We start from the raw sequence: 12628 nt of genomic DNA, 5'->3' as shown, positions 1-12628 counted from the left end.
GCTGTTAAATTTTAATTATTAAAGGAGCTATTTATATGAAAAACACTCAACCTTCTAAAAATTTACCTGGCTGCTGGAAATGGTTTTTTGGGGTCGTCATCCTACTAATCATTCTGGTTATAGCCCCTTTTTATCTATTTACCAATGTAACGACTACCCAAGATAGAGTTGTCACTCAAAAAACAGAATCGATTGCTTCGTCAGAAAACTTGGGAACTACGGTAACCACTACCGAAGAGAGCACCCAAGCTTTAAGTAATGAGTTGAAGGAGCAAACAGCCTTACTTGTTTTAAGAGACAATTATGAAGGCTTTGCAGCGGTTGATTTTGATGAAGCGAATAAGACCTTCACCATTACCCCTACGGATGAAGATTTCAAAGATTCAATTAAGTTATTAGTGGAAGGAAATCCAGATATTTTGCCAGCATGGCAAGAAATGAAAGACGAATTAAAATCTGCCTATAACGAAATTGCCAAAGAATTAGATGGTGATTATACTTTCAACTTAGTAAATCCGGCTGCTGATGATGAACTGGTCTTATCGATTTTAAATAATGAAATCATTTTTGATAAAGTTGATGAGACTTACTAGTGGATCAAATGTAAAAGACAAGTAACTTAAGCCTTCACTTATTGAAGGCTTTTTAATATAAACACTGAAAATACACATTCATAAAAAGCGGATTTGATTGGGGTCTTTTACAAAATAGTGATAAGATATGATTGTCAGTAATTCGTTAACAAAAATAAAAAACACAAAGGAGCTAGATAATTATGGTTCATTCTTCAAATCATCCAGAGCATCATGACCATTCCCACCATCAAGGGCATGATCATCATGAACACAGTGGTCATGAACATCATCATCATGGAAATTTTAAAAAACTATTTTTTACAAGCTTGCCTTTAGGGATAGTAATTATGGTTCTCTCACCTATGATGGGAATGACTTTACCTTTTCAATTTACTTTTAAATACTCTGATATTTTAGTGGCTGTTTTAGCAACTGTTTTAATGGTTTATGGCGGCAAACCCTTTTATAAGGGAGCTGTGGATGAATTCAAGCAAAAGAAACCCAGCATGATGGCTCTAGTGACTATGGGTCTAGGGGTTTCTTATTTCTATAGTCTCTATGCAGTCATTGCCCGCTACTTAATGGACAAGTCTATCATGGATTTCTTTTTTGAATTTGCTTCTTTATTATTAATTATGCTTCTAGGTCATTGGATTGAAATGAAGGCGGTCGGTGAAGCGGGTAACGCTCAGCAGGCTTTGGCTGAATTGATGCCCAAGGATGCTGATGTTGTTTCAGACGACGACTCGATTGAGTCACGTCCTGTTACTAAATTACAAGTTGGCGATAAAATTCGTGTGCAAGCGGGTGAAAACATTCCAGCCGACGGTGTCATTGTAAAGGGTAACTCTAGAGTGAATGAAGCCCTTTTAACAGGAGAGTCAAAACCGGTTGAAAAAGGCGAAGGCGACCAAGTAATTGGAGGGTCAACCAATAATACGGGAGTTCTTTATATAGAAGTTAAACAAATTGGCGAGAAATCTTTCATGTCTCAAGTTCAAAAGCTGATCAGTGAGGCGCAAAGCCAACCTTCACGCGCTGAAAATATTGCTAATAAAGTGGCTAGCGCTCTTTTTTATATCGCGCTGGGAGCGGCTGTGGTTGCTTTTGTTGTCTGGTTTTTCTTAACAGATTTAGAAACGGCCATTCGCTACGCCGTAACTACACTGGTTATTGCTTGTCCCCATGCCTTAGGTTTAGCCATTCCACTGGTCGTTGCGCGCTCAACCAGTTTAGGCGCCAATCGTGGATTACTTGTTAAAGACCGTGAAACCTTAGAATTAACGACTAAAGCAGATACTTTGATTATTGATAAGACGGGAACCTTGACCACTGGTGAATTTAAAGTCTTGCAAGTAGAGTCTCTTGATTCAGACTATGATAGAGATCACGTTTTAAGTTTAATGGCAGGCATTGAAGCAGGATCCAGTCATCCCATTGCTCAATCTATCGTAAGCCATGCCGGAGAAGAGTCAGTCGATAAAGTCAGCTTTGATTCGATAGATATTATTTCTGGCCAGGGAGTAGAAGGGGATTATCAAGGCGACCATTATCAATTGATTAGTCAAAAAGCTTGGGGTAAAGAAGCTGATTTCCAAATCCCTCAAGGAGCGACTGCTAGTTATCTAACAAAAGAAGATCAAGTCATTGGAGCAGTAGCCTTAGGCGATGAGTTGAAATCTACCAGTAAAGAATTAATTAAGGTCTTAAAGGATCAAGGCATTCAAACCATTATGGCAACTGGAGATAATGAACAAGCTGCTAAGGGAGTGGCGGGAGAATTAGGCATTGACTACCGTGCTAACCAATCGCCTCAAGATAAACATGACTTAGTCGAATCCCTAAAAGAACAAGGAAAGACCGTTATTATGGTAGGAGATGGTGTCAATGATGCGCCATCCTTAGCCTTAGCAGATGTCGGTGTCGCCATTGGAGCAGGAACTCAGGTCGCATTAGATTCGGCCAATGTTATTTTGACTCAATCAGAACCAGGAGACATTGAGTCCTTTATTGAATTATCTAATAAAACCACTCATAAGATGAAACAAAATTTAGCCTGGGGAGCAGGTTATAACTTCCTTGCTATTCCTCTAGCAGCGGGTATCTTAGCTCCTATAGGTTTCACCTTATCACCAGCTGTAGGAGCCGTCTTGATGTCTATTTCTACCGTAATTGTGGCTATTAATGCTATCACTCTTAAATTAGATGATAAGTAAATAAATAGCTAAAAAAGCTCGCCTGTTAGGGCGAGCTTTTTGTGTAGATAAGCTTAAATTAAGCAGCTTCAAACTGACTGTTATATAGGTCAGCATAGAAGCCTTGTGCTTCAATTAATTGATCATGGTTTCCTTGTTCAATAATATTCCCATCTTTTAGAACAAGAATTAAATCGGCATTACGGATAGTCGATAGACGGTGGGCAATGATGAAGGAAGTGCGTCCTTCAGTCAATTTATCCATGGCTTCTTGGATAAGTACTTCTGTCCGTGTATCCACTGAAGAAGTTGCCTCATCAAGAATTAATAATGGTGCGTCTTTAATAAGTGCACGGGCAATTGTTAGCAATTGCTTTTGTCCAACGGACAAGGTGACTTTTTCATCTAAGACTGTATCGTAAGTATCCGGAAGGGTGTTGATGAAATGGTCAATTCCAACGGCTTGACAGGCAGAAACCATTTCAGCTTCTCCCACATTTTTTTTGTTAAACAGTAGGTTATCACGAATGGTACCTTCAAATAGCCAGGTATCTTGTAAGACCATAGAGAAGTATTCATGAATTTCACTACGTTTCATTTTTTGAATATCTTTACCGTCTAGACGAATTTCCCCACTATCAATTTCATAAAAGCGCATCAGTAAGTTCACAATAGTGGTCTTACCAGCACCGGTTGGACCGACGATGGCAATTTTTTTGCCTGGTTTGGCATAGGCAGAAAAGTCGTGAATAATCATTTCTTCCGAATCATAACCAAATTGCACATGGTCGAATTCAATTAAACCTTCGACATCCTTTAATTGACGAGTCTTATGATCTTCATTTTCTAATTCTTCTTCATTTAGAAAATCAAAGACACGCGACATAGCAGCTCGAGCCTGAGCTAAAGCTTGACTAGATTGAGCCAATTGCTGAATAGGACGAGAGAACATCCGAATATACATCATAAAGGCGACAATGACACCGATTGTAATTTGTCCTTCAATAACTAAGGCTGCTCCGAAGATACATACCAATACATAACCAAAGTTACCAATGAAAATCATTAAAGGCATGGCAATCCCCGAGAGAAATTGGGCTTTCCAAATGCTAGTTTCTAAATCTTCATTAATATTCCGAAATGTTTCTTTGGCAAAATCAACCGCATTATATGAGCGTACAATGGCATGACCAGTATACATTTCTTCAATATGACCATTAATATCGGCTAAGTAGTTTTGTTGTTGTTTAAAAAAGCTTCTTGATTTAATCATTAGAAATATGGTAATTCCAAAGCCTATCACAACAGTTGCAATAGATACTAGAGTCAAGGTGACATCTGTTCGAAACATCATAATTAATGTACCGATTAATAAGGTACTAGCAGAAACAAGGGTGGACATACTTTGGTTAAGTGTTTGTCCTAAAGTATCTAAGTCGTTGGTTACTCTTGAAAGGGTATCACCTTGTGAATGCTGGTCAAAATAATTAAGGGGCATACGGTTTACCTTATGACCAATTCCTTCACGCAAGTTTTGCGTTAAGCGTTGCGAGATGGTTGCCATAATAAAGGAAGCACCGTAGTTTGCTACCGCTCCCATAGCAAAAAGCATAGCCAGGTAGCTTGCTTGTTGACTGATCTTATCTAGATTCATTTCGGTCATCATACCTTGGGCGATTAAGTCGGTGATTCGCCGAATTCGATCCGGTCCGATCACTGAAATATAAGATCCGGCAATTGAGAAAAGGATAGCGAGGACAAAGATTAAACGGAAGCCCTTGCTATAGGTTCTTAAATTAACTGCTTTATTTTCCATTATCAAGTTCCTCCTTGTTTAATTGTGAATATGCGATTTCTTGATAGACTTTATTGGATGTCAGTAATTCTTGGTGAGTACCTCTACCAACAATTCGGCCCTTTTCAATAACCATGATTTGATCAGCATCCATGATGGTGGATATTCTTTGGCCGACAATAATTTTAGTCATTTCTTTGGTTTCCTCAGCTAGAACTTGGCGTAATTTACGATCGGTTTGATAGTCAAGCGCTGAGAAAGAATCATCAAAGATAAGAATTTGTGGGTTTCTACCAATTGCGCGAGCTATCGCTAAACGTTGTTTTTGACCGCCTGAAAAGTTGGTGCCATCTTGGGCCACATGGCTTTGTAATTGTTCCTCTTTTTCAGTGACGAAATCTTTGGCCTGAGCGATATCGATGGCCTCCCATATTTCTTTTTCACTGAGCGGGCTTTGACTAGAATCACCAAAGGCGATATTTGACTCAATGGTTCCCGAAAATAGCACGGATCTTTGGGGCACATAGCCGACAATTTCGTTTAAACGTTCACGTGGATAGTCTTTGATCGAATGGCCATTAATCAAAATTTCTCCTTCAGTGGCATCGAATAAACGCGGAATCAAGTTAATCAAAGTGGACTTGCCAGATCCGGTTGACCCGATAAAGGCAAGAGTTTGGCCTGCTTTTGCTTCAAATGAAATATCTTCAAGTACAGGCTTAGAAGCACCTGGGTAGGCAAAACTAACATCTTGGAATACCAGTGAGCCTTTATCAATTTCTTGAGGAGCATTTGCTGGATAAACGAGACTGGATCTAGTATCTAACACTTCACTGACCCTTTTAGCTGAAACCATGGTTCTTGGCATGATAATGAAAATCATGGTCATCATCATAAAGCCAATCACTACTTGCATGGCATAGGATGAAAAGACAATCATATCGGAGAATAAAACAATTTTTTCTTGGAAGGCAGCGGCAGCAATTAGATAGGCTCCCACCCAATAAACGCCTAAGGTTAAGCCGTTTGAAACAAGCATCATTAGAGGATTCATGAAACTCATGGTTCGATAAATGACTAAGTTCAAACCGGTGAGTTCTTGGTTAGCATCTGAGAATTTGTCAGTTTGATAGTCTTCCGCATTATAGGCACGGATCACGCGCATACCGGATAAAGACTCTCGCATGATACGATTTAAACGGTCGGTTAAACTTTGGACTAGCTTTTGTCTTGGTAAAACAATGGATAAGAGAATAATTATCGTAGTTAACATTAAGCCAACCGCGGCAAAAGTTACCCACATCCATTCCACATTCTTTGTAGAAATTTTACCAACGGCTAGAATAGCCATCATCGGTCCTCTGACGATAATTTGTAGGCCCATAGCTAAGAAGACTTGAATTTGCACGATATCATTAGTTGTTCGCGTAAGTAAGCTAGGAATTGAGAAGTCTTGAAGTTCAGCTGTCGAGTAATCCATAACGGAATCAAAAACATCACGTCTTAATCCGGAAGCAAAGCTGGCTGCTACCCGCGCTGATAAGAAGACCACAATCAAAGATAAACCAAGTCCAACAATTGAAAGGCTAATCATCTTAGAACCAGGATCATAGAGATCTGAAACGGCTACTTCTGGATTTTGGAGTCTTTGCGTAATTTCTGACATATAACCAGGTACCTGTAATTCAATCCAAACGCTAGCAATGATTAAGATGATTGCAGTGATCATCATGACCACTTGTTTAGCGGTTAATCGTTTAAATATTTTAATCATGAGTATCCTCCTTTTGATCCAATAATTCATTGGCTTTTAGTATATTTTGGTCAATTTTTAGAAATATTTTATGTAAAAAGTCAATTTCATCTTGTGAGATTCCATCAAGAACCGTTTGTTTAGTCATCAGGATAAAATCTTCAATTTTACTACATTTTTTAAGTCCTAAATTCGTTAATTGAATGACTTTATGGCGTTTGTCTTCAGCATAAGGAAAGGTTTCGATGAAACCATTGCGTTTCATACGCTGAATTAAATGACTGGCCACAGATTTTGAAATATTTAAATGGTCTTCAATATCCTTTTGAAAAACGGGTGCGTCTTGGTGACAGTATAGGTACATAATAGCATGTCCTTGTGGTCCATCTAGATGCTGAATATCATAGACGTTTGCGTAACGTATTTTAAGTTGTTCAGCCTGATGGATCGTATGTTTCAAATGGTAGAGCATAGAGATCTCCTTTCCGATTAGTTACCATGAGAACTATTCTAAAGCAATACCCTTCAAAGTCAATTATAATGACTTTGAATTTTTATCTTTCTTTAAGATCTAAAATTTGTTCTAAAAGCTGCATGCCCGCTGCTAATTCATCAAAATTAGCTCTGGCATAACCGACTACTAAACTAACTGGCCTTCTTTTTTTATTCAATTCATAGTCTGTTAAAGGAGAGAGCGCCATGCCTTTTCTCTTTGCTGTCTCAACAATCTCACTTTCACTAAGAGTAGTGGAGTGAACTTCTAATAATAGATGAAGCCCCGCATTTGTTCCAATAATTTTTAGATTATCGAAGTGTTTGGCCCATTCTTCTAACAATTGTCTTTTCTTAGCATATTTTCGGCGCATGCGGTTAACATGACGCGTAAAGTGACCACCAGCCATGAATTGAGCTAAAACATTTTGCGTCAATCGAGGGACAGGACATGAGAAATAATAAGGGTATTTTTTAAATTTTTGTAAGAGTGAGTCTGGCAAAAGCATAAAAGATATTCTTAAAGCGGGACTAATTAAAGATGAAAAAGATTGCAAATAGATGACGCGATCATGGGAATCGATGGACTTTAATGGAGGGATGGGTTTACCTTGATAACGAAATTCACCGTTATATTCGTCTTCAATTAACCATTTTTCGTCTTGATTAGCCCAATCTAATAGTTCTTGCTTGCGTCCGATGGTCATAATTGAACCTGTAGGAAATTGGTAAGAAGGCGTTATATAAAGTAAGTCCATTCGTTGCTTATCCATTAGATGAGGATTTGCGCCTTCATAATCTAATTGAATGGGGATTTGTTCGATTTGATTGGCTTTTAAAAAATCCCCCCAACGATGAAATCCCGGATCTTCGACTCCGATTTTAGCTTTACCAATCAATTTAACTAAGAGTAAAAGTAGGTTCTCAGTTGAAGAACCAATGATAATGTGACTAGGAGAGGCTTTAATTCCTTTGGCATTCCATAAGTAAGTAGCAATCGTTTCGCGCAAGCGGTGTTCACCGAGTTTAGGCCCTTTTTCGGTCAGAAAAGTTGCATCTTGATTGAGACACTCCATTGTAATTTTTTTCCAAGTGGCCACTGGGAATTCAGGATCGACTCCCTTGTAACGCCAATCAATAGCGGGTCGACTGTCTGCTTGAAATTCACTTAATTGCCATTGATTGGGTTCTTTTAAACTCAATTTTTGACTGAGAACGAAATAACCCCTGCGTTGGATGGCTTCAATATAACCTTCCGCCGCTAATTGGTCCAAGCTAGCAGTCACTGTATTGAGACTGACTCCTCGATCTTTAGCCATTTGCCTCTTGCTCGGTAGCTTTTCGCCAGGATTTAATTGACCTTGTAGAATTCTTTGTTTGATTTCATTATAAAGTTGTAAATATAACAAACTGGTACCCTCACTTTATTTTGATTTGGTACTTTATATAGTACCAAAATCAATTAAGATAAAGCTATAGAAGGGAATGATTTTATGTCTAAAGAAATTATTGATCCAAAAACTTTTGTCGGTGGTGTTATTATGGATGTGATGAATCCAGAGCAAGCTAAAATTGCAGAAGCAGCGGGTGCAGTGGCTGTTATGGCTTTAGAACGTATTCCAGCAGATATTCGCCAAGCGGGTGGTGTGAGCCGGATGTCAGACCCAGCCTTAATAAAATCTATTCAAGAGGCTGTTTCAATTCCGGTCATGGCTAAAGTGCGTATTGGTCATTTTGTTGAAGCGCAAATTTTAGAAGCTATTGATGTTGATTATATTGATGAGTCTGAAGTGCTTTCACCTGCTGATAATGAACATCATATTAACAAGACAAACTTTAAAGTACCTTTTGTTTGTGGTGCTAGAAACATTGGTGAAGCGCTTCGTCGTACCCAAGAAGGGGCTTCAATGATTCGTACTAAAGGTGAGGCCGGAACAGGAGATGTGGTTCAAGCTGTGACCCATATGCGATCGATTCAAGCGGGCATTAAACGTATTCAAGCCATGGATGAAGATGAATTATATGTTGAAGCACGTGACTTAAAAGTGCCATACAATTTACTTAAAAAAGTTCATCAAACAGGTGAATTACCAGTGGTTAACTTCTCTGCTGGTGGGGTAGCGACTCCTGCGGATGCCGCTTTAATGATGCAATTAGGTGCCCAAGGTGTCTTTGTTGGATCAGGCATTTTTAAATCAGCCAATCCTGAAAAGAGAGCCAAAGCCATTGTTAGAGCCGTTGAGAATTATCAAGATCCTAAAGTCATCGCTGAAGTTTCTGAAGACTTGGGCGAAGCCATGGTTGGCTTGAACCCAGATGAAGTTGAAGTTATTATGGCTAATCGTGGTAACTAATAGAAATTATTTAACCTTCAAAAAAGACAAGGCCTACTATAGTAGGCCTTGTCTTTTAAGTTTATATAGAATTAAAGTCTTTTATGTTTAAGGTCTTCGTTCTGGTTGTGAGTAGAGAAGAGACTGATTGCTATCGCTAGTAAAGCAGCATACCAGAAGTTTTCCACTAGAATACCATCTAACATGCTATCTACTAATTGAATCATCAAAGCATTGATAGCTAAATTGAAAAAACCAAAGGTCAGTAAATTAAGGGCGCAGCCAGCGACCTTTAATAAACGTCCTAAAGTTCCACTTACTAGACCAAGTAAAATAGAAAAAATAATGACAGAAAGTAAACTAGTGACAACTATTCCTGGAATTATATAACTTAAAACAAGAACAACTAATGTGGTTGTTAAAATATTTTTCATTTAATCACTCCTTTTGTCTTATTATAGCAGAAATAATCGCTTCTAAATACTTCTAAATAGTTTAAAAGGGCTTACAAGTATGCCATAATGAGGAAGTAAACATTTAACTAGGAGGTTAATACATGCCATTTAAAAAAATAGAAAGTCAAAATATAACAGATATACACTCGATGGGTCATTTATATGTCCACGAAGAAACCGGGGCTCAAGTCCTTTATTTAGAAAATGAGGATAAGAATAAATCCTTTACCATCGGGTTTAAAACACCACCGTATAGTGACAATGGGATAACGCATATTATTGAGCATTCCGTCCTTAATGGGTCTAAAAAATATCCATCTAAAGAACCTTTCGTAGAGATTATCAAAGGTTCAATGAATACTTTTGTTAACGCAATGACTTTTTCGGATAAGACTATTTATCCTGTTGCTTCAACTAATGACCAAGATTTTAGTAACTTGATGAGCGTATATTTAGACGCCGTTTTTGAGCCGAATTTCCGTCAAAATCCTCAGATTTTAGCGCAAGAAGGCTGGCATTATCATTTAGAAAAGGCTGAGGATGACCTGATTTATAAAGGGGTCGTCTATAATGAAATGAAAGGGGCAACGGCATCACCGGATGATCAAATGTATCATATCATGAATCAATCTTTATATCCGGACTCTATTTATCAATATGAATCAGGCGGACTACCATCAGCTATCACAGATTTGACCCAAAAAGAATTTGTAGACTACCATCAAGAATATTACCATCCAAGTAATTCACTAACCGTTCTATACGGTGATTTGGACATTGATCATGCTTTCGAAATGTTAGAAGAATACTTTGATGGTAAGGGTAAAACACCAGCAGTCGATTTGAAATTCAATATCCAAGAGCCTAAAGAAAAAGATATTCAGCAAGCTTATTCGATTACTGAAGGAGATGACCCAGCTGACAAAGACTATCTATGTTTAGCTTGGCATGTTTCAACGGCTGATAACTTACTAGAAGCTATGGGGTTCGAAATTTTGGAAGAAATTTTATTTGGTAATAATCAGTCCCCATTGAAGAAAGCCCTGCTTGATGCAGAAATTGGGGGCGACATTAGTGGAGGTCATGATTTCCCTGGTTATACGGAAGTCTTTATGATCCTAGCTAAATACTCATCCGCTGATAAGATGGACGACTTTAAAAAGGTTGTCAAAGAAACTTTAGCTAAGTTGATTGAAGAAGGCATCGATCCTGAAATCATTCAAGCTTCCATTAATAAAATCAGCTTCCGCTTGAAAGAAAGAGTCATTTCAGAATCACGTCCTCGTGGTCTCTTTTATACCTTATCAGCCTATCAAACCTGGTTGTACGACTTTTCACCTTTTGAGATTCTTTCCTTCTCTGAGCGTTTAGAAGAATTGAGAAAGCTAGGTAAAGAGGGCTACTTCGAAAAATTAATCACAGAAAAATTATTAGATAACAATTATCGTGTAGCCATTACATTAGAAGCACAACCGGGTCTAAATGATCAAAAAGAAGCTAAACAACATCAAGAATTGCAAGATTACAAGTCTCAACTCTCTCAACAAGAAGTGGAAGACTTGGTAGCTTCAACTCAAGCCCTGATTGAGCGACAAGTATCAGCCGATAAGCCGGAAGATTTGGCCAAAATACCAATGTTGACTAAAGAAGATTTAACCACAAAAACAGAAGAATTACCTCTAGCAATTAGTGAGCTTGAAAAGGGTAAAGGTAAGTTCTATCATGCCAACCAATTTACTTCTGGCATTGATTATTTATCGCTTTATTGGGATATTCGTGACCTTGAATTAGAAGATTACTCACGTCTCTCATTATTGGCTAAGCTGATGTCAGCTTTAGCAACAAAAAAATATTCTTCCGATCAACTGCAGCGTCAAATCGATACACATACCGGCGGCATCTTAGCTTCGGTAGATATCGTTCCAAAATTGGACGGCAGTATTCAAACCTACTTTGCTTTAAATGGGAAAGCGCTAGAAGCTTCATCCGATCATTTAATTGAATTGATGCAAGAAATTATGGTTTCGACCTTGATTGAAGACCAGCAAGAAATTTTACGCATTATCCAAGAATTAATTGCAGGCTTTGAAAATCGTATAAACTTTGGAGCGCATGTTTTAGCACTTAAGCGAGCCCTCAGCCAATATAAACCTGCCCTTAAATTAGAACAAATGACTTCAGGAATCGATTTCTTTAATTATCTAAAAGAATGTCGTGATTTACTTAAAGAAGGAAAAGCCGATATTTTATTAGACCAATTAAATACCAGCTATCAAAAAGTCCTTAACTTTAATCGTTTAAATATTCTATATACTGGTAATCAAGAGCGGGCAACTTTGATTAAAAATAAAGTGCTCAAAGCTTTTGAACAACTTCCAATTAAAGATCTTGGGCCTATTCAAACTTATCCAAGTGGTAAGAAACAGAATGAAGCCTTTGTCACAGCTCAAGACGTCAACTATGTTGGACTTGCTACAGATGCTAGTGAAAATTTACAGTATTCAGGTGTTTCGAAGGTCTTGGCTAATGAATTGAATTTGGGCTATTTATGGAATACCATTCGGGTACAAGGTGGAGCTTATGGTTCAGGTTATGGCCATGATCGCATGGGATCTTTATACATGATGTCCTATCGCGATCCCAATATTCGTCAATCAGTAGAAAGTTATTTGGCTATACCTGATTATGTGCGACAATTAAATCTTTCAGAAAGTGAACTACTTAAGAACATTATAGGTAGTCTTTCACCATTAGAGCGTCCAAAATCTGCCCATGAAAAAGGTGTAGAAGCTCTCACTTTACATTTGACCGGCTTAGATCATCAAATGATTAGTCAATTAAAAGAAGAAATGATTGCTGTAACTAATGAGCAGTTGAAGGAATTGGCAGTTGGTTTAGAAAAATCACTTAAAGACTATTCGCTGGCTGTCATAGGGAATAAAGCTAAAATCGAAAAAGATAAAGATCTTTTTGATGTGGTCTATGATTTATACTAATTCTCTCAAAAATTATTAATAGAAAGAACAAAGC

Annotated in this window: 9 protein-coding genes; 4 read left to right on the top strand and 5 right to left on the bottom strand. The window is 38.0% G+C overall.

Going from position 1 to position 12628, the window contains the following annotated elements; all coding sequences use genetic code 11:
* Positions 1 to 35: 35 nt before the first annotated feature.
* Both NW240_RS03435 and NW240_RS03430 read left to right on the top strand, forming a co-directional pair.
* Positions 36 to 593: a hypothetical protein gene (locus NW240_RS03435; protein ID WP_258436058.1), complete on the top strand. Its 558-nt coding sequence runs from the start codon at positions 36 to 38 to the stop codon at positions 591 to 593.
* Between the two features lie 182 nt (positions 594 to 775).
* Positions 776 to 2791, top strand: a complete 2016-nt coding sequence (locus tag NW240_RS03430) for a copper-translocating P-type ATPase (RefSeq protein ID WP_258436057.1) — start codon at positions 776 to 778, stop codon at positions 2789 to 2791.
* Positions 2792 to 2849: 58 nt separating this feature from the next.
* On the opposite strand, the gene NW240_RS03425 is transcribed toward NW240_RS03430, so the two are convergent.
* The 4 genes from NW240_RS03425 to NW240_RS03410 all read right to left on the bottom strand — a co-directional run bounded on the left by NW240_RS03425 (position 2850) and on the right by NW240_RS03410 (position 8219).
* Positions 2850 to 4586, bottom strand: a complete 1737-nt coding sequence (locus tag NW240_RS03425) for an ABC transporter ATP-binding protein (RefSeq protein ID WP_258436055.1) — start codon at positions 4584 to 4586, stop codon at positions 2850 to 2852.
* Complete coding sequence (locus tag NW240_RS03420) at positions 4576 to 6339, bottom strand: ABC transporter ATP-binding protein (RefSeq protein ID WP_258436054.1); 1764 nt, start codon at positions 6337 to 6339, stop codon at positions 4576 to 4578. The genes NW240_RS03425 and NW240_RS03420 overlap by 11 nt, the downstream gene beginning before the upstream one ends.
* Positions 6332 to 6790, bottom strand: coding sequence for a MarR family winged helix-turn-helix transcriptional regulator (locus tag NW240_RS03415; protein ID WP_258436053.1), 459 nt, complete (start codon positions 6788 to 6790; stop codon positions 6332 to 6334). Before NW240_RS03415 ends, NW240_RS03420 begins: the two co-directional genes overlap by 8 nt.
* An 82-nt stretch (positions 6791 to 6872) precedes the next feature.
* Positions 6873 to 8219 carry a PLP-dependent aminotransferase family protein gene (locus NW240_RS03410; protein ID WP_258436052.1) on the bottom strand — a complete coding sequence of 449 codons (1347 nt, stop codon included), beginning with the start codon at positions 8217 to 8219 and terminating at the stop codon, positions 6873 to 6875.
* Positions 8220 to 8303: 84 nt separating this feature from the next.
* Here NW240_RS03410 and pdxS point away from each other — a divergent pair, with 84 nt between their 5' ends.
* The gene (gene pdxS / locus NW240_RS03405; RefSeq protein ID WP_258436051.1) at positions 8304 to 9164 is read left to right on the top strand and encodes a pyridoxal 5'-phosphate synthase lyase subunit PdxS; all 861 of its coding nucleotides are present in this window, start codon (positions 8304 to 8306) and stop codon (positions 9162 to 9164) included.
* 71 nt (positions 9165 to 9235) lie between these two features.
* On the opposite strand, the gene NW240_RS03400 is transcribed toward pdxS, so the two are convergent.
* Entirely contained in the window at positions 9236 to 9577 is a 342-nt protein-coding gene (locus NW240_RS03400) for a phage holin family protein (protein ID WP_258436050.1), read from the bottom strand.
* Between the two features lie 122 nt (positions 9578 to 9699).
* Between NW240_RS03400 and NW240_RS03395 the strand changes: the two genes are divergently transcribed.
* Positions 9700 to 12594, top strand: coding sequence for an insulinase family protein (locus tag NW240_RS03395; RefSeq protein ID WP_258436049.1), 2895 nt, complete (start codon positions 9700 to 9702; stop codon positions 12592 to 12594).
* The last annotated feature ends 34 nt before the right edge of the window (positions 12595 to 12628 follow it).

The sequence above is a fragment of the Facklamia sp. 7083-14-GEN3 genome, assembly GCF_024742075.1.
Classification (GTDB): domain Bacteria; phylum Bacillota; class Bacilli; order Lactobacillales; family Aerococcaceae; genus Facklamia.
This window is presented reverse-complemented; position numbering and strand designations above follow the sequence as displayed.

Coding starts and splice junctions, on each gene's coding strand:
- NW240_RS03435 (WP_258436058.1), top strand. CDS start 36: ATGAAAAACACTCAACCTTCTAAAAATTTACCTGGCTGCTGGAAATGG.
- NW240_RS03430 (WP_258436057.1), top strand. CDS start 776: ATGGTTCATTCTTCAAATCATCCAGAGCATCATGACCATTCCCACCAT.
- NW240_RS03425 (WP_258436055.1), bottom strand. CDS start 4,586: ATGGAAAATAAAGCAGTTAATTTAAGAACCTATAGCAAGGGCTTCCGT.
- NW240_RS03420 (WP_258436054.1), bottom strand. CDS start 6,339: ATGATTAAAATATTTAAACGATTAACCGCTAAACAAGTGGTCATGATG.
- NW240_RS03415 (WP_258436053.1), bottom strand. CDS start 6,790: ATGCTCTACCATTTGAAACATACGATCCATCAGGCTGAACAACTTAAA.
- pdxS (WP_258436051.1), top strand. CDS start 8,304: ATGTCTAAAGAAATTATTGATCCAAAAACTTTTGTCGGTGGTGTTATT.
- NW240_RS03400 (WP_258436050.1), bottom strand. CDS start 9,577: ATGAAAAATATTTTAACAACCACATTAGTTGTTCTTGTTTTAAGTTAT.
- NW240_RS03395 (WP_258436049.1), top strand. CDS start 9,700: ATGCCATTTAAAAAAATAGAAAGTCAAAATATAACAGATATACACTCG.